This is a genomic window from Paludisphaera sp. (assembly GCF_037189885.1).
Classification (GTDB): domain Bacteria; phylum Planctomycetota; class Planctomycetia; order Isosphaerales; family Isosphaeraceae; genus Paludisphaera.
In genome coordinates this window covers 1-18,925 of sequence record NZ_JBBCIR010000006.1, presented here as the reverse complement: position 1 = coordinate 18,925, position 18,925 = coordinate 1, and the positions used below count along the sequence as shown (strand labels likewise).

General features: G+C 70.7%; 8 protein-coding genes. 7 read left to right on the top strand and 1 reads right to left on the bottom strand.

What is annotated here, in order from left to right:
• Positions 1-16: 16 nt before the first annotated feature.
• The 4 genes from tal to WG209_RS02045 all read left to right on the top strand — a co-directional run bounded on the left by tal (position 17) and on the right by WG209_RS02045 (position 4,590).
• On the top strand, positions 17-988 hold the full coding sequence (gene tal / locus WG209_RS02060; RefSeq protein ID WP_337173330.1) for a transaldolase: 972 nt from the start codon (positions 17-19) through the stop codon (positions 986-988).
• Positions 989-1,209: 221 nt separating this feature from the next.
• Positions 1,210-1,827, top strand: a complete 618-nt coding sequence (locus WG209_RS02055) for a DNA starvation/stationary phase protection protein (protein ID WP_337173329.1) — start codon at positions 1,210-1,212, stop codon at positions 1,825-1,827.
• 800 nt (positions 1,828-2,627) lie between these two features.
• Positions 2,628-4,097 carry a serine/threonine-protein kinase gene (locus WG209_RS02050; protein WP_337173328.1) on the top strand — a complete coding sequence of 490 codons (1,470 nt, stop codon included), beginning with the start codon at positions 2,628-2,630 and terminating at the stop codon, positions 4,095-4,097.
• A gap of 28 nt (positions 4,098-4,125) precedes the next feature.
• Positions 4,126-4,590, top strand: coding sequence for a hypothetical protein (locus WG209_RS02045; RefSeq protein WP_337173327.1), 465 nt, complete (start codon positions 4,126-4,128; stop codon positions 4,588-4,590).
• A 1-nt stretch (position 4,591) separates the two neighbouring features.
• Here WG209_RS02045 and WG209_RS02040 read toward each other — a convergent pair whose 3' ends face one another.
• Positions 4,592-5,962 (bottom strand): DUF1501 domain-containing protein, encoded by a 1,371-nt coding sequence (locus tag WG209_RS02040; RefSeq protein ID WP_337173326.1) that lies wholly within the window; start codon positions 5,960-5,962, stop codon positions 4,592-4,594.
• Between the two features lie 265 nt (positions 5,963-6,227).
• On the opposite strand from WG209_RS02040, the gene WG209_RS02035 reads away from it, so the two are divergent.
• The 3 genes from WG209_RS02035 to WG209_RS02025 form a co-directional block, all read left to right on the top strand.
• Entirely contained in the window at positions 6,228-7,109 is an 882-nt protein-coding gene (locus WG209_RS02035) for a DUF1559 domain-containing protein (protein ID WP_337173325.1), read from the top strand.
• A gap of 4 nt (positions 7,110-7,113) precedes the next feature.
• Positions 7,114-7,755: an HAD family phosphatase gene (locus WG209_RS02030; protein WP_337173324.1), complete on the top strand. Its 642-nt coding sequence runs from the start codon at positions 7,114-7,116 to the stop codon at positions 7,753-7,755.
• A gap of 667 nt (positions 7,756-8,422) precedes the next feature.
• Positions 8,423-18,925, top strand: a 10,503-nt coding sequence (locus WG209_RS02025; protein ID WP_337173323.1) for a S8 family serine peptidase, incomplete at its 3' end; no start/stop codon positions are given.

The window sequence follows — 18,925 nt, the reverse complement described above, 5'->3', positions numbered from 1 at the left end:
CGGGCGAGGGACGGTAATGAACCTGCTTGACCAGTTGCGAGAGATGACGGTGGTCGTCGCCGACACCGGGGACATCGAGGCGATGGCCCAGTACAAGCCTCGCGACACCACGACGAACCCCTCGCTGCTGTACAAGGCGGCCCAGGCGCCTCAGTACCAGCCGATCGTCCAGGCGGCCGTCGAGCACGCCCGCGAGGTCGAGGGGGACCGCAAGGCCCAGCTCGAGGCCTGCATGGACGGCCTGGCCGTCGGCTTCGGCAAGGAGATCCTCAAGATCGTCCCCGGGCGCGTCTCCACCGAGGTCGACGCCCGCCTCTCCTTCGACGTCGAGGGGAGCGTGGCCAAGGGCCGCCACCTGATCGGGATGTACGAGGCGGCGGGGATCTCCCGCGACCGCATCCTCATCAAGCTCGCCACCACCTGGGAAGGCGTGCAGGCCGCCCGGGTGCTGGAGGCCGAGGGCATCCACTGCAACATGACGCTGCTGTTCAGCTACGCCCAGGCCGTCGCCTGCGCCGAGGCCGGCGTCACCCTGATCTCCCCGTTCGTCGGCCGCATCCTCGACTGGCACCTGAAGGACCGGGGCGTCAAGTCGATCCCCGCGACCGAGGACCCCGGCGTCGAGTCCGTCCGGCGCATCTACAACTACTACAAGGCCCACGGCTACAAGACCGAGGTGATGGGCGCCAGCTTCCGCAACATCGGCGAGATCACCGAGCTGGCCGGCTGCGACCTGCTCACCATCTCCCCCGACCTGCTCAAGGAGCTGCAAGCGGCCGACGGCGAGCTCGAGCGCAAGCTCTCCCCGGACGGCGGCGCCGAGGTCGAGCCGAAGATCTCGCTCGACGAGAAGGCCTTCCGCTGGATGCTCAACGAGGACGCGATGGCGACCGAGAAGCTCTCGGACGGCATCCGCAAGTTCGCCGCCGACATCGTCTCGCTGGAGAAGCTGGTCGCCAAGCTGATCGACCAGCCCGTCACCGTCTGACCCCCTTCGCCCAAATCCCCGACGCGAAACTCCTCGCGTCGGGGCCGGTCCGCTCCATCGAGCCGGGGTCGCGCCATCGGCCGCGGATCGCCCCGCGGCGATCCGCGGCCCGGCACAACCGCTGCATATATGTTCGACTCGCGGGGGTCTGGTAGCCGGGGCGTCGCCGAGGGTCGATCCCTCGACGCGCCGGCTGATCTTGGCCGGAAGGAGGTCGATCGATGGCGGTCGCGACGAAGGAAGGCAAGGGGGCCCAGGCGGACGGCACGCCCACGGCCGAGCACAGCCAGCCGTGGATCCAGGTCACCGGCGTCGAGATCCAGAAGTTCGGGACGGTGAGACTGCTCCCGATCGGGCTGTCTCACGACGCCCGCATGTACTCGTGCCAGCGGCTCAACCAGGTGCTCGCGGACACGCGAATCCTCCACGCCCTGTACAAGAAGCACCACTGGGTGATGCGGGGCCCCACCTTCTACCAGCTCCACCTCCTGCTGGACAAGCACGCGGACGAGCAGCTCAAGCTGATCGACGAGCTGGCGGAGCGCATCCAGGCGCTCGGGGGGTTGGCCGTGGGCGACCCCCGCCACGTCGCCGAGCTGACCCGCATCCCCCGGCCGCCCGACGGCTGCGAGGAAGTCCCGTCGATGCTCTCGCGGCTGCTCGAAGCCCACGAGATGATCCTGACCGACGCCCGCGACGCCGCGCGCAAGGCGGCGGACCTGGGCGACGACGGCACCAACGACCTCCTCGTCTCCGACGTCGTCCGCGTCGGCGAACTGCAGGTCTGGTTCCTCGTCGAGCACCTCGTCGACACGCCGATCGTCCCCGGCGGATCGTGAGATTTCGCGGATAGCATGAAATCCATCCCCGGCCGCCGCGGAGCATTCGGGATGTCGATGACGCCGCTCATCGATATCCCGGACTCGGCGCGAGCGTCGGGAGGGCGGACCGAGGGGGCGAGCCATGCTGGAGATCGCGGCGACGTTCACGAGCCAGGCGCGTGTCCCATCCCACGCCGGGGGAGGGGGGCCCGAAGGGTCGAGGGAGGGGCATCGAATCTCGGAGACGGTCGTCGCCCGGAATCGGCGGGGCCGACGCAACTCCCTCGTCCCGGAGCCCTTCGCCCGCCGCTGGCCTGGCTCCCTCGCCCCGGGACGAGCGAGGACGATCCTGGACGGCCCGGGTCATTGCGGTCGCTCGACGAATTTTTTCGCGGGACGACGAACGAAGCCAGGATGCCCGGGACGCAAAGGCTCCTCGGATTACGATTTATGCTCGGCTGCCGAGTTACGCGGGACGACGAACGAAGCCAGCCGCGGGCGACGCGGGGGGGGCCGGGGGGCGGGGCCCGAGCTTGGCCTCGCCGCGACGTCGGTCGGCGAAATCGGCGGGTTTCCTCCAGGGACCTGGAAACCTCGCCGAACTAGCAATAGAATGGATAGGCGGAGCGATCGCCTCGGCCGCTTATGCAAGGCGCCACGTGCCTTGACCATACCTCGCTCGGCCCCCTCGCGGCGGATCGTTTCCTATTCCGTCGAGCCCCGTGTCGCCAGGACGCGGGCCGGTTCGACGTACTCTTCTCCAGGGACGCCCGACGCACTCCGCGTCCCCCGACTGGAACCCCAGGTTGCTTGGTGTCATGAGATCAGGTCCCTTCTCGGTGACCTCCGCGCCCGTCATGGATGACGACAGACTTCACGCCGCCGAGGCCGTGGCCGACGCCGCGTTCCCCATGCCCGATGCCGAGCCCGACGCCTCGCCCGCGCCTCGCCGACTCCCGGAGCCGGTCGACCCGGAGGCGACGCGGCTCCACGTCTCCCACCAGGGAGGACGCTCGGTCTCCAAGGCCCCCGAGCATCGCCCGCAGGCCGAGTGGAACGACGACCTCATCGGCCGCAGGCTCTCGCAGTACCAGATCCTGGAGGATCTCGGCCGCGGCTCGATGGCCCGCGTCTTCAAGGCCCGCCACCTGGGCCTGGAACGCCTCTGCGCCCTGAAGATCATCGACCCGAACCTCGTGGCCCGCCGCCCCGTCCTCAAGGACCAGTTCTGGGCCGAGGCCCGCGCGGCGGCCAACCTCGTGCATCCCCAGGTCGTCACGATCCACAACCTCGGTTCGGACTCGGGCTACCACTTCATCGAGATGGAGTACGTCCCCGGGAGCGTGAGCCTCCGCGACACCATCGTCAAGCAGGGGCCGTTCGAGGCCCAGAAGGCCGCCAGGCTGGCCCGGCAGGTGGTCGGCGCGCTGGGCGCCGCGCACCGGGCGGGGCTCGTCCACCGCGACGTCAAGCCGGCCAACGTCCTGCTCACGGCCGACGGGGACGCCAAGCTGGCCGACTTCGGCCTGGCCCAGACCCGGGCCAACCTGACGGGGTCCAACCAGCCGCTCGCCGGCACGCCGACGTTCATGGCCCCGGAGCTGTTCAGCGGCACCCCCGCCAGCCCCCGGTCGGACATCTACGCCGTCGGCGTGATGCTCTACTACCTCCTCTCCGGCCGGCTGCCGTTCACGTCCGACAAGATCGCGACCCTGATCGGCCTCCACCGTTGGGAGCCGGTGCCCGACCTGCGCGCCATCCTGCCCGGCCTGCACCCCCGGCTGGTCGAACTGGTCGACCGCTGCCTGGCGAAGTCGCCGGCGGACCGGTTCGCCTCGGCCGACGAGCTGGCCGACCAGCTCCAGGTGCTCATCCATCGACTCCAGGACACCGAGGGCCTCATCCGGGAGAGCCTCCGCGGCGTCGACTCGTTCATCCAGGGGAGTCGGGATAGCTTCCGAGTCCTCGTCCCGCAGCCGAACGACCGGCTACAGGAGGTCATGATCGAGGTCAACGACGGCGAGGAGGGGGACGAGCGCTACCTGTCGGTCTTCTCCGTCTGCGGCCCGGCCGAGCCGGCCTACTTCGGCTACGCCCTGGCCCTCAACAGCCGGCTGACCTACGGCGGCCTCTCGATCCGCTACGTCCTGGGCGCGCCGATGCTCGTCATGTCGCGGACCTTCGCGAGGGACCGCGCCCGGGTCGGCGACCTCCGCGACGCGATCGTGGAGATCGCCCACAACGCCGACCGGATCGAGGCCCAGATGACCCGGATGGACCTCTACTAACCAACGCCATGTCGAAGAGGATCGCCGCGTGGAAGGGACCGACCTGCAATCGGCGATCCGGGGCCTCGGGGTCGGCGTCTCGCTGATCGCCCTGTTCCTCGGCCTGCGGCAGTGGTACGAGCACCGCTCGCGCGGCGAGCAGGACGAGGTCGACCGCCGCTTCCACGGACGCCAGGCCGTCCGTCGCTGGCTCGGCGTTGCGGTCCTGGGGACGCTCGCCGCGCTGGTGCTCCTCGGCTCCCGGGTCGAGCCCCGCGTCGGCGAGCGGGGCAACCCGGCCTTCGTGGCGCTCTGGGTGGGGATCCTGGCGCTGATCGTAGTGACGCTGGGCGTCGCCCTGTGGGACTCGGCCGCGACCTGGCTGTACGCCCGCGACCGCCGACGCGAGATGGTCCGCGATCACGTCGACGACCTGCGACGCCGCATGCGCGGCGCCGCCGACGCCCGCCGCCAGCACCCCGACGCCGACGACTCGCCCGCGCCGGGGGGGTGAGTCAGGCCATCCCCGAGCGGCCCGTCAGCTCGGGGATCACGACGCCGGTGGAGCCGATCGTGATCGGCCGGCCCGTCCGGTCCAGGAAGGCCGTCTCCGGGTCGATCCCGAGGCGGTCGTAGATCGTGGCGATGATGTCCGGCGGCCGGACGCCGCGCTCGGCCGGGGAGCCGCCCCGGGCGTCCGAGGCCCCTATCACCTGGCCGCCGGGGATTCCGCCGCCCGCCATCAGCACGCTCATCACCCGGCCGTTGTGGTCGCGGCCCGGGATCGGGTCGTTCGGCAGGCCGTTGTTCAGGCGTGGCGTCCGCCCGAACTCCCCCATCACGATCACCATGGTCGATTCCAGCAGCCCGCGCTGGTCGAGATCCTGGATCAGCGTGGCGACCGCGGCGTCGAGGATCGGCAGGACCCTGTGCATCCCGCTCTCGATGCTGGCGTGCCAGTCCCAGCCGCCGAAGGTCAGGGTGACGAACCGGACGCCGGCCTCCACCAGCCGCCGCGACAGCAGGGCGCTCTGGCCCCACTGGTGCCGGCCGTAGCGGTCGCGGAGCGACTCCGGCTCCTGGGAAAGGTCGAACGCGGCGCGGGCGCGAGGCCCGGAGACCATCTCCAGCGCGGCCGACTGGAACTGGTCCAGCTCGCCCCCCGACGCGACGCGATCGGCCGCCTCGCGGACGGCGTCGAACCGATCCAGCAGCGCCTTGCGCGAGGCCAGCCTGCCGGCGTCGACCCCCGGCGGCAGCTCCAGGTTCGCGGCCCGATAGGCGTCGTTGTTGGGGTCGCCGTCGGCGTTGAACGGGTCGAAGGAACGCCCCAGGTAGGCCGCGCCGTGGTAGCCGATGGGCAGCCCCACCGAGTGCGTATGCGGGAGCCCGACGTAGGGGGGGATGCCGGGCCGCTTCGTCCCCTTGATCCGGGTGATGATCGACCCGAACGACGGGTTCACCGGCGTCGTGTCGGCACCGTTGGGGCCGGAGTAGCCGGTCAGCATCCAGTGGGCGGCGGTGAAATGGTCGTCGTTGTCGTGATGGACGGCGCGGAGCAGGGCCACCTTGTCCAGGATCGCGGCGTGGCGGGGGAGCAATTCCGAGATCCGCACGCCGGGGACGGCCGAGGCGATGGAGCCGATCGGCCCGCGGACCTCCGGGGCGGCGTCGGGCTTGGGGTCGTAGGTCTCATGCTGCGGGGGCCCGCCGTCGAGCCAGACCAGGATGATCGACGGATCGTCCCCGCCCCGCCCGGTCGCGTCCCCCGCCGCCCGGACTCGCAGGAAGTCGGCCAGGGTGAGGCCGGAGAGCCCCAGCGTCCCCGCCCTCAGGAGCGTCCGCCGCGTCATCCCCGACCCCGCCGATCCCGAGATGTTCAGCATGGACGTGCTCCTTCGTCGCGTCGCGGCAAATCCCGTCATGATGAGACGCTAAGCCTTGAAGTTTAACCTCGATTCAACAATTCGCAAGATCCTGGCGGTCCGCGCGACCGACGCCATCCTCCCCGGCGGGTGGGGTGGCCAAACGTGAGCGGGCCTCGTTATGGTGGAAGCATCGAGCCGAGCACCGACGAATCAACATCCCCTCGAACGTGAAGGCCCGCCGATCGTGCGACCGTCCCCATCGTCCCGACGCCGGCGCGCCGGCGTGTCCCCGGCCGACGTCGTCGTCGGCTTCGCCGTGGTCGTGGTCGTGATCCTGTTCGTCCTCATGGCGCTGCCGCGCACGCGGGAGACGGCGCGGCTGGCGTCCTGTCGGCGGAACCTGGCGCAGATCGGGCAGGCCCTCCTCTCCTATCAGGAGCTGTCCGGGTCGCTGCCGTTCGTCGGGCTCCCGATCGCCGTCGACCGGCCGATCGAGGAGGCCCCGCCGAGCCCGAAGCGCCAGATGCTCGACGCGCTCGGCGTGGCCGACTTCCTCGGGGTGGACGCGTTGAAGAAGGACGCGCCCCGTTCCGGCGGCGCGGCGCCGGCGGGCGGGATCGTCGCGGGCTTCCTCTGCCCCAGCGACGCCGTGGCCTTCGGGCGCTTCCCCGCGCCGAACAGCTACCGCGCGAGCGTCGGCTCCGACCCCGAGGGGACCGACGGCCCGTTCGCGCTCGGCCGGCCGATGGATCTCCACGAGGTCGAACGCCGCGACGGCATGGCCTTCACCGCCGCCTTCGCCGAGCGGCTGCTGGGCGACGGCCGGGACGCGCCCTCGCGCGTGAACTACGGCCTGGTCTCGTCGCTGGCCGAGGCACCCTCGGCCGTGGACTGGCGGGGCGACGCCGGCTCGACGTGGCTCCCGGCCGACTTCCGGTACACCCTCTACTCCCACGCCCGCCCCCCCGGCGCCGCCTCGCCGAGGGTCGCCCGCGACGGCCGCTCGTCCGACATCGGCTCGACCAGCGCCCACGTCGGCGGCGTGAACGTGCTGATGCTCGACGGCTCCGCGCGACTCGTCGCCCCCACCATCGACGCCGACGTCTGGCGCGCCATGGGGTCCGTCGGCCCCGAGCCGGACGTCGACCCCGCACCGAGGAATTGACGCCATGCCCCCGTCGGTCGTCATGTTCGATTTCGGCAACGTCCTGGGCTTCTTCGATTACGACGTCATCTTCGGGAAGCTCGGCGCACGGCTCGGGATGACGGCCGACGCCTTCCGGGAGCTGGTCGAGGCGAAGGGGATGAAGTCCATCCTGGCGGAGTTCGAGGCCGGCGCGATCGAGCCCGAGGAGTTCTCGACGCGCGTGCAGGCGGCCGTCGGCCTGGACGTGCCGTTCGCGGACTTCGTCGCCGATTGGGAGGACATCTTCGAGCTGAACGAGCCCGTGGCCGCCGTCGCCGCCGACCTCAAGGCCCGGGGCTACACGCTCGTCCTGGGCTCGAACACCAACGCGCTCCACGCCGCCTTCTACCGGCACAAGTTCCGCGAGGCCCTCGCGGCCTTCGATCACGTCGTCCTCTCTTATGTAGTCAAGGCGATGAAGCCGGGGCGGGAGTTCTTCCGGGCGTGCGTCGAGGCCGTCGGCGTCCCGGCCGGCGGGTGCGTCTTCATCGACGACGTGGAGGAGAACGTCCAGGGCGCCCGCGACGCCGGCCTGCTCGGCATCGTCTATCGCGACCCCGCCGGGCTCGTCGCCGAGCTGCGACGGCTGGGCGTCGAGGCGTCGGCCGTCGACGCCGGAAACTGAAGCGCCGGGGCCGGGGAAATCGGCCGCCCCGGCGCGCGACCCTCCCGACCGATGGAGCCCCGAGCGGCGCGCATCCCCTTTCACGCTGGATTTTTGACATCCCCCGGCCGCGTTGCAGACTCTCGAATGAGTCGCCATATCCGAACCATGGCGCGCACCCCGTCCGCCCGAAGCCACACCCATCGACGCACACCTCGAAAAAAACCGGGCGCGGGGTATTGACGAACGGAAAATCGACAATCATCATTGACTGCGTGCATGGAGCCATTCACACAATTCGGTTGACCGGTCGGCGCGCGGCCTTTGGGGCGGGCGACGGCGGGCGATGAGGGATCGAGGCCGGGGATCGGGGCGGGGACGGGGCGGCTCGCGAGGGCCGTCGGGTCGCCGCCGGCGGGCCGGGCCGGGGATGTGACAGTCGAGAGGGCCGCCCGGGGGCCCTCGTGCGGAGATAGAGCCGGGGCGGGCGCGGGCGGTCTCGCTAGGGGACGGCAGCGACGCGCCGCGCGGCCGGGACGGATGCGAGGGACTTCCTCGACGTCGCCGCGCCCGCGAGAGGGGATTGGGTCACCTTTGACGGCGGGAGGGCCGGTCCGGGGCGTGCCGCGGCGTAACGCGGCGGTCGCCTCGCGGCGGTCCCTCCCACGCAAACCGGGGGAGTCTGTCGATGGGGAGCTTCAAGGCGGATGGTGGTGAGAAGGGGCCCAATCGGCGTCGCGGCAAGAAGCAGGTGAAGCGCCAGGGCTCCTCCCCCCGGCTGGAGTGGCTGGAGGGGAGGCTCCTCCTGGCGATTGACGCCTTCGCCGGCGGCAACCCGATCTGGCGGCCGACGGCGACCGAGATCGGCGACATCAGCAACGGCCCGATGGCCCCGCTCGGCGGCCAGCTCATCAAGGTTTATCAGGCGTTCCAGTCGGGCACGCACGGCGACCAGGCGCTCGCGGCCAAGTTCCCCCACCTGGAATTCCGCGATGGCGCGGTCCTGATGAGCCTCACGACCTGGGGCGACTTCGCGTCGTTCCAGCGGACGGTGATGAACCAGGGGATGCGGGTCACCGCCTCGAGCGCCCATTACGGGATGGTGGTCGGGTGGATGCCGATCAACCAGCTCCCGGCCACGGCGCAGATCCCCAGCCTGGTCTCCGGCCGGGCCGAGATCAGGTCGATCACGCACGCCCAGGGGACGGCGAACAACCAGGCGCAGCAGTCGATGTTCGCCGACGTGGCGTCCACGCGCTACAACGTCTCCGGCGCCGGGGTGACCGTCGGCGTGCTCAGCGATAGCTTCAACCGCCTGGGGGGCTACGACGCCGACGTCGCTAGCGGCGACCTGCCGGCCAACGTCCGCATCGTCGCCGAGGGCACTTCCGCCGACCCCTCGGACGAGGGCCGGGCGATGGCCCAGAATATCTATGACATCGCGCCGGGGGCGGGCCTCCAGTTCGCCACCGCGTTCGGCGGCACTCTGGTTTTCGCCAACAACATCGTCGCCCTGGCGAACGCCGGGTCGGACATCATCGTCGACGACGTCGCCAACGCGTTCGAGCCGTTCTTCCAGGACGGCATGGTCTCGCAGGCCGTCAACTCGGTCGTGGCGCGGAACATCCCCTACTTCACCTCCGCGGGCAACTCGTCCGACAACGGCTATCTGTCGCGGTTCCGCGGCGTCAATGCGACGATCGCCGCCATTAACGACGGCGCGGCCAGCCGCTACATGAACTTCAACGGCGGGAGCGGCGCGGTCGCGACCGGCCTGCCGATCACGACGGTCGCGGACAACTCGAGCTTCATCTTCCAGTTCGACCAGCCGTTCGCCACCCAGCAGCCGGCCGGCTCGACCAACGCCGTCACGTCCAACGTCCAGGTCTACGTCCTGGACGCCTCCGGCGCCGTCGTCGCGCAGGGGGCCGACGACACCACGGCGACCCAGATGCCCTGGCAGTTCGTCACGATCCCCAGCGCCGGCACCTACACGGTGGTCGTCCGGGTGGTCAGCGGTGCCGACCCGGGCAACATCTGGATGCGCGAGTGGGGTGACTTCCCCGTCGAATTCTCGCAGCAGTTCGGCACGGCGGGGGGGACGGCCTACGTGACCTCCTTCGGCCACGAGACGACCCCGAACTCGATGGGCGTGGGGGCGACCCCGTGGTGGGCCCCCTCCCCGTTCCTGAACCAGCAGCCGCTGGCCAGCGAGCCGTTCAGCTCGTTCGGGCCCGGCCGGATCGTGCGCGACTCGGTGGGCAACCTGCTGGCGACGCCGATCACGCCGCGGAACCCCGTCTTCACGGCTCCCGACGGCGGCAACACGACCTTCTTCGGCGACGTCATCCAGACCAACAACCCGCCGTTCCCGGGCCAGCCGGCGACCCAGACGAACCTCTCGCAGGATCTCCCCAGCTTCTTCGGGACTTCCTCCGCCGCGCCCAACGCGGCCGCCGTGGCGGCCCTGATGATGGAGCGCGTCCCGGACCTCACCGTCTCGCAGGTCCGCGCCGGCCTGATCGCCTCCGCCCGGGGGATGAACGGGGCGGGGACCGGGAACTGGAACGCGCAGGCGGGCTACGGCCTCATCAACGCGGTCGAGGCCATCTCGGCCGTCGACGTCCTGACGGTGGCGTCCACCACGCCCGTCAACCAGACGCTGACGTCGGTGCCCTCCTACGTCGAGGTGACGTTCAGCAAGGCGATCAACTTCTCCACGGTCGTCCCCCAGAACCTCACGTTCCCCGGGCTGCCGGCGGGCGTCACGGTGACCGTCGGCCGGCCGATCGCCGTCGACAACCCGACCACCCCGACCGTCGTCCGGTTCCCGATCTCGATCGCCTACAACCCGAACTCCGCGACGACCGCCAACGGGCTGTACCAGTACGTCGTCTCCGGGCCGATCCGCTCGGTCGACGGCAAGACGCTGCGGCAGTCGCCGCTGATCTCGTTCCGGCTCAATGACGTCTCCGGGCCCAGGGTCGCCTCCACGAGCACCCTCGGCCGCCAGGTCATGGTCAAGTTCAACGAGCCCATGAACCCGGCGACGATCACCCGGGAGAACGTCATCATCGTGCGCCGCAACGGCGCGTCCTCGTGGTCGGGCGACCCCCGGCTGGTCAACCTGTCGCTGGACCCGCGGACGACGATCCGCTACGACGCGGCGACGAACACCGCCATCCTCGACCTCTCGGCCCTGCCGCAGACGGCCCTGCCCTCGGACAGCTACGCGATCGTGGTGATCAGCGGGCCGAACGGGGTGAAGGACGCGGTCGGCAACCAGCTAGACGGCGAGTTCTCCGGCTCGTTCCCCTCGGGCAACGGGACCAACGGCGGCAGCTTCCTCCAGGACCTGGGCTTCCTCCAGGTCTCGGCGCCGGTCATCACGCTGTTCGCGCTGGACTCCTCGTCGATCAACGACACCGGGATCGGCGGCGACTCCAACACCCGCAACACCACGCCGCTGTTCCGCGGCCAGGTCTACAGCAGCTTCCCGGGGACGGTCGCGAACCTCGCGTACTACATCCAGTTCAACTCGCTGCACGGCGGCTCCTTCAACCTGAGCGTCGGCGCCGGGGGCCGCGGCTTCGCCGGCACGCCCGACGTCACGGGCGTCACCGACGCCAACGGCGCGTTCAGCTTCATCCCGAACACCTACCTGCCCGAGGGCTTCCAGCGCGCCCGCGCGGTGGTCGTCGGCCAGTCCGACCAGCCGCCGCTGCCCGGGGCCGCCTCGCAGCTCGACCGCGCGTTCCGGGTCGACAGGACGAGCCCCTACGTCCAGTCGGCGTACAACACCGACGCGCTGGGGCACCGCGTCCTCATCGAACCGAACGGCCAGAGCGCCATCTCCTCGCTGCCGTTCATCGAGCTGGACGTCGTCGACCCGTCGCGGCAGGCCGCCGGATACCTGGCGACCCCCAGCAACGTCATCTACCCGGCGCTCTCCGCGGGCTCGGCCGAGAACCTCGGCAACTATGAGCTGTTCGTCGAGATCGACGGCCGGATGATCAACATCAGCCAGTACATCACCCAGGCGACCTACATCCCCGACGCCCCGTCCGTCAGCGGCGGCTCGATCGTCTCCTACAAGGGCCGCGTCCGGCTGACCCTGGCGCCGGGCCTGCCGGCGGGCCGCTACACGTTCATCGCCTACGGCAGCCGGACGATCGACGGCCAGCGCCGGTCCGGCCTGGTCGACGCGGCCGGCAACGAGCTGGTGCCGAGCTACGTCATCAACTTCAACCTCCAGCAGCAGCCGGTCTACATCACCAACATGGCGATGACCGACTCGCCCGACCCGAACGCCTACAACTCGATCGGCGGGCCGGGCGCCTACTTCGACGTCGCCGGGACTCGGGCCCTGGCGCCGCCGCGCGGCTGGATGTTCGACTTCTCCAACCCGCTCCCCTACGCCCGCAACGGCGTCCCGATCGACTACGCCGACTTCTTCTCGCTGGTCCGCTCGGCCGACGCCCCCGGCTCGGTCCCCGACGGCAACTTCGGGACCCTCGGGCAGGACGACCTCCGCGACACCGGCTCCGGCTTCACGATCGTCGCCGGCACCACCGCGACCCTCTACTACCAGGATCCCGCCAGCGGCGTCTGGCGGCCGGCCGGCCCCGGCACCCCCCAGGGGACCCGCCTCGTCCTGACCTCCCCGACGCTCGCCTCGACGCCGGACTACTACCGCGTCTACATCGCCAACGCCGACGACTCCGGCACCGGCGGCGACGACCGGACGATCCGCGACGTCTTCGGCAACCAGCTCGACGGCGAGTTCCTCGGCAACCCGACCAGCACCGTCAGCTCGCAGTTCAGGGGCTTCTCCACCAACCCGGCCCGGATCTTCCCCGGCGACCGGAACATCTACAACTACGAGACCCTCCTGACGACGGGGTACGCCACCCCCGCCCCGGTCAGCCGGATGACCGGCGACGGCGTGGCCGGCGGCGCGTACATGATGGGCTTCGTGGTCGCGGCCACCAGCCACATCCTCTACGCCCGGCCCGACTACGTCGAGGATCCGTTCGACCCCTCGACGGCCCCCGACGGCAGCCTCGCCAAGCCGTACTCCACCCTCGCCCCCGAGGGCGACCCCGCCCGCGCCCCGGCCAACCCGACGCGCGACCCCAACGGCGGCCTGAACGACAGCCGGTTCTTCCTCTCGGGCTTCAACCCGAACTACGACCGCAACGGCAACGGCCGGTTCGACCGCTCGGTCCTCTACGCGGCCTCGCAGCTCGCGCACACCGGGCCGGTCGTGACGATCGCCATCCCCGGGACGCCCCAGCGCAACCCGGTCACCGGCGTCGTCACCCAGCAGCCGTTCGTCCTCCAGGCCCCGGCCGGCCCCCAGACGTACAACGACGCCAGCGCCTCGGTGCCGTTCAACACCACCCTCGTCTTCACCCCGGGGACGACCCTCAAGGCGTTCAACGCCTCGCTGTTCGTCCAGAACCAGGGCTCGGCGCTGCAGATCCAGGGCTCGTCCATCCCCGGCAACGGCGTGCTGATCACGTCGTACAACGACGCCTCCGCCGAGGCGGGCGGCCCGACGAACGGCAACCCCAACACCACGCCCAGGCCGGGCGACTGGGGCGGCGTCGTCTTCCGCAACTACAACCAGCGGACCGGCACCCGCCAGGCCACCGCCAACTTCCCCGTCGACGGCGTCCTGAAGGGGATCGGCGAGAACCCGTCCGACCCCGTCCGCGCCGCGATCGGCGGGGCCGACGAGCTGATGTCGCGGATCAACTACGCGACGCTCCGCTACGGCGGCGGCGCCGTCCCGCGCAGCTCGGGCCGGACCTACAGCGGCGTGACGCTGTACAACACCCGCCCCTCCATCACCAACACGTCGATCACCGACACCGGCGCCGCGGGGGCGACCCAGGGCGCCATCGGCGCCGACATGGACTCGTTCCTCGAGGACGAGGTCGCCCGCGGGCCGCTGATCCGCCGCGTCACCGTCCGCAACAACAGCATCAACGGCCTCTGGCTGATCGCCCAGGACAACGGCCGGATCCAGCCGACGGACGCCACCCGGCTCGCCGTCAACGGCCAGGTCGCGGGCGCCGAGTACACCTTCTTCCAGCCCCTGCCGCTGGTCGTGCTCGCCCAGCTGATCGTCGGCCAGCAGCTCGCCGTCAACACCGGCGGCCAGACCCGCTGGGTCGCCGACCGGCTGAACGTGGACTCCGGCACGATGCTCCGGTTCGGCCAGAACAGCGCCCTGAGCGTGCTGAACTACCAGGCCAGCCTGAACGTCGGCTCGCGCGACTACATGCGGAAGTTCGACGCCGACAACAACTACTCGCCCGAGAGCGACAACTTCGAGCCCCTCTCGGCCGACGACCCGAAGGTCCTGTTCACGTCGCTGTACGACAACTCCGCGACCACGACCCTCGTCCCCAGCCCGATCAACGTCGTCGGCGGCACCCCGCCGGTGCAGCTCGGCCCCGGGGTGTGGGGGAGCGTCGGCATCCTCACCGGCTCCCGCGCCGTCATCAACGCGGCCGAGTTCCGGTACGGCGGCGGCTCGGTCAACACGTCCAACGTGACCCTGCCGATGCAGTCGGTCCTCTCGCTCATCACGTTCGAGACGACCTACAACGTCAACCGCGGCCCCGGCGCCCAGGGCAGCCGGGTCTACGTCACCAACAACGACTTCCACGACAACTTCGACGCGGCGATCCAGGTGGAGCCCGACGGCCTGCTGGCCGGCGACCCGCTCCGGCCGCTGCTGTCCGGCCACCCGTTCCTCCGCGGCAACGTCATGGAGCGGAACGGCATCGACGGCCTCGCCGTCCTGGCCAACCGGACCTTCGTCACGAACGCCGCGTCCGACTACGCCCTCGTCGGCCCGGTCGAGGCGAACCTCTCCCGGTTCGGCTCCAACCAGTCGGTCGACGCCCTCTGGGATCTGACCGACATCACCTACGTCCTCCGCGGGACCATCGTCCCGCAGGGGCGCACCCTGACCATCCAGTCGGCGCTGCCGGGCACCCTGCTCGCCGACGGGACGAGGATCGCCAACCCCGGCGCCTCGGTGGTCGTGAAGCTCCTCACGGAGAACACCAACGTCCGGTCCGGCAACGTCGACAACGGCCCGGTCGACGGCGCGGCCGTCTGGGGCGGGGCCGGCTTCCTGATCGGCGTGGACGACGGCGTCACCAGCGACGTCAACCCGCTGATCGACCCGGGCGTCAACTCCCAGATCCGCATCCTCGGCGTGCCGGGCGACCAGAGCATCGGCCAGCAGCGGGTGCCGGTGATCATCACCTCGCTCCGCGACACCACCGTCGGCACCACCGCCCGCGGCGTGGTCAACAACCGCATCCTCAACAGCTACCCGGTCGGCCCCTACACCCGCTACGCGGGCCAGAGCCTGACCGAGCCCCAGCCCGGGGACGGCGGCTTCATCACCGTCGGCGCCAACTCGCGGACGACCGACGATCTCACCGACCCCCGCGGCGGCAGCCTGATCGACAACGCCGACATCCGCTACATCAGCGGGGTCGCGGTCGAGGGCGGCGGCCTGGAGGCCCTCACCGACCGGGTCGTCCGCATGGGCCTGCGGATCTCGGGCTCCAAGCTCGACTCGTTCTCCACCGTGGGCGCCATGTCCTACGTCGCGAGCACCGCCATCGTCGGCGGCGAGCGCGTCCCGTTCGCCGGCAAGGCGACGTTGTTGTACATGTACAACAACACCATCTCCAACATGCCCGTCGGCGTCCGCGGCAACGCCCAGTCGAGCAACAACGTCGACGGCCCGATCCCGTCGCTCGTCGTCCTGCTCAACAACACGTTCTACAACAACCCCACCGGCGTGTACGTCTGGGCCCCCGGCTTCAACGGCCAGAACTCGGACTCCTACGCCTACTCGCTGCTGATGAACAACATCTTCAGCACCTCCTCGTCGATCGCGATCCAGGTGGTCGGCCAGCAGTACGGGGCCCAGCTCCAGTACAACCTGTTCGACGACAACGCGCGGAACGTCCAGGCCTCGCCCGGCGAGGGCTTCGCGGGGAACATCAGCCCCCGGTTCGGCGACCCCATGTTCGTCGACCCGGCGACCCTGAACTTCGCGATCCAGCCCGGCTCCGCGGCCATCGACGGCGGCCGCAGCGAGATCGGCCCCAACCTGGCGGGGCAGCTCGTCTACCCGTCGGTCGGCATCCTGACCCTGCCGGGCTCCGGCTCGTTCGGGATCGACGACCTCTGGGCGCCGACGCTCGAGGAGCCGGCTATCCCCGACCCGAACCACATCCCGGGGACGTTCTACTACTCCCGCCTCCCGGCCCAGCGCCTGGGGCGCCGCGACCTCCGCGGCTTCATCCGGATCGACTCCCCCGGCACGCCCAACACCGGGACGGGCGCCAACCCGTTCACCGACATCGGCGCGTTCGAGTACGTCGACCTCAACCCCGCCAGCGTCACCGCCGTCACGGCGATCTACGTCGGCGCCGCGGGGCTCGTCACCTTCCGCGACTTCTACTCGGTCGGCGGCACGGCCGGCTCGAACCGGACGCCCGACTACGTCCAGTTCAGCTTCGACAGCCCGATCGACCCCAACTCGGTGAACGCCAACACCGTGCGGCTCCAGGCCCTCGGCCGCACCGGCAACAACGTCCCCGGCTCGTTCATCAGCCTCGCCGGGCTGCTGAGCTACGACGTCAACGGCCGGTTCATCCGCGTCAGCCTGGCCAACAGCGGCATCAACCTGGCGAGCGACGCCTACCGCTTCGTCCTGGTCGGCTCCGGCTCCGAGGTCCTCTCCAACCCGCAGGGCGTCGCCCTCGACGGCGAGAACCTCACCAACGGCAACGACCCGGCGACCGGCGTCCAGCGCCCGCTCCCCTCGGGCAACGGCGACCCGGGCGGGAACTTCTACAGCACCTTCATCATCAACACGGTCCCCTCGCAGGTCGTCCCCGGGACGTTCGGCCTCTCGGCCGAGAGCGACAGCAACATCGTCGGCGACCGGGTGACCAGCGACACGACGCCGACCTTCGTCGGCTCGATCAGCAACACCAACACGGGCCTCGTCCCGCTCGGCGGCCAGACCGCGATCGTCGACATCGGCATCGTCTCGCTGAACGGCAACGGCGACCGGACGACCTACTGGTCCGCCGACTCCGCCCCGGCCAACCTGCGCTCGTTCATCCGGCCCAACGCCGGCACGGGGCGGACGCTGGACGACGGCTCCTTCGCCGTCACGGTCGGCCAGGACGCCGCGGGGACCGGCTGGGTCGCCGTGGGCTCGACCCTGCGGTCGTCGCCCTACAACGTCGGCGGCAGCGGCCAGCTCGTCCCGATCCCCGGCTCGGTCGGCGGCTACTACGTCGCCCGCGTCCGGATCGTCGACCAGAGCGGCAACATCTCCAACAACCTGCTGTCCTCCGCCCAGACGCCGTTCGTCGTCGACGACGCCCTGCCCCAGAACGGCGGCGTCCCCGTCGTCGTCACGATCGACAGCCCGGGCGCCGGCTCGGTGATCACCAACCCCCCCGCGGACTACCGCTTCCAGATCTCGGCCAACAAGAACCTGGACCTCACGCGCCTGACGGCGACGCAGATCCAGCTCGTGCGGGCCGGGGCCGACGGGACGTTCGAGAGCGGGACGACGATCGCCATCGACCCCTCCAGCATCGACGTCCAGCTGCTCGACTCGGCGGCGCTCGGCGGCGGCGGCGGCAAGGGCCGCGAGCGGATCACCTTCCGCGCCGCGACCGCGCTGACCAACGGCCTGTACCAGCTGACCATCCTGGGGACGGGCCAGGACGGCATCCGCGACATCGCCGGCAACATGCCGGGCGAGGACCTCGTCCAGGTCTTCGCCGTCTACAGCCCGTCGACGGCGCGGGGGACCTTCGTCGGCGCCGGCTACACGACCGACCCGACGGCCCCCGAGGGGAGCCGGGCCAACCCCTGGGCCACCATCAACGAGGCCATCCAGGCCGCCGCCTTCGGCGACACGGTGTACGTCCTGCCCGGCATCTACACCGAGTCGGTCATCATGCGGAACCAGGTCAGCCTGGTCTCCGCCGGCGTGGCCAGCACCGACGCCTCGATCGTTCGCGGCGACGCCCTGCGGACCGTCATCCGCCCGAACGCCACCGACGGCGTCGTCAGCGTCTACGCCAGCGGCCTGACCTCCTTCATCGACCCGACCACGGGGGCGGCCCTGGAGACCCGCATCCAGGGCCTCACCATCGCCTCGTCGCTCATCGGCGACCCGGCGCTGGGCTTCGCCAACCTCAACTCGGTCGGCCTGTACCTCGACGGCTCCGCCGTCCGGGTCGAGGGCAACTACTTCATCAACTCCGGCGTCGGCGTCTACGTCGGCACCTCGGCCTCCGCCCCCGGCGCCCCGACCCTGGTCAACAACGCGATCGTCGGCAACACCACCGGCCTGATCGTCCAGGACCTCGGCGGCACGCCGACCTCCGCCACCTCCACCGTGAACGTGATCAACAACACGTTCGCCTACAACACCTACGGCCTGCGGGCCATCAACGACGCCACCACCGGCTCGAACCAGGCCTACGTGGCGAACAACATCTTCTGGCAGAACCACGACCAGACCCCGAGCCGCAACGGCCTGGGCGTCATGTCGTCGACGCCGAACCACCTGATCCTCAACAACAACCTCTTCTCGGGCAACGGCCAGAGCGACACGCTCCCCTGGTGGGCCGCCTACAACGTGGGCAACGGGTTCGACGTGGCGAAGCTCGGCCCCAACGCCGCCGACGCCGCCGCGAACCTCGGCAACTACACCGGCTGGCCCGCGTTCGTCTCGCCCGTCGATCCCCGCCCCGGCGCGGACGGCCCGGCGCAGTTCTACCTGAGCGCCAACTTCGGGCTCCTGCAGAACTCGGCCGCCATCAACAACGCCCTGGCGTCGGTCGCCACCCAGACCGACCTCCTGGGGAACTTCCAGAACCCCAACCCGGTCAGCCGTGGGCTCAAGCTGCCGGGCTACGGCCCCCGCGACGTCGGCGCCTTCGAGCACGTCGCCTCCGGGTCGGCCACGCCGGCCCCGGCGCCGACCAACCCGCCGACGAACCCGAGGGCGACCACCCCGGTGCCGGTCGCCCGTCCGTCGACCACGGTCGCGACGCCCGCCCCGGCCCCGGCCGTGATCGTTACGCCGACCCCGGCGCCCGCCCCGGCCCCGACGCCC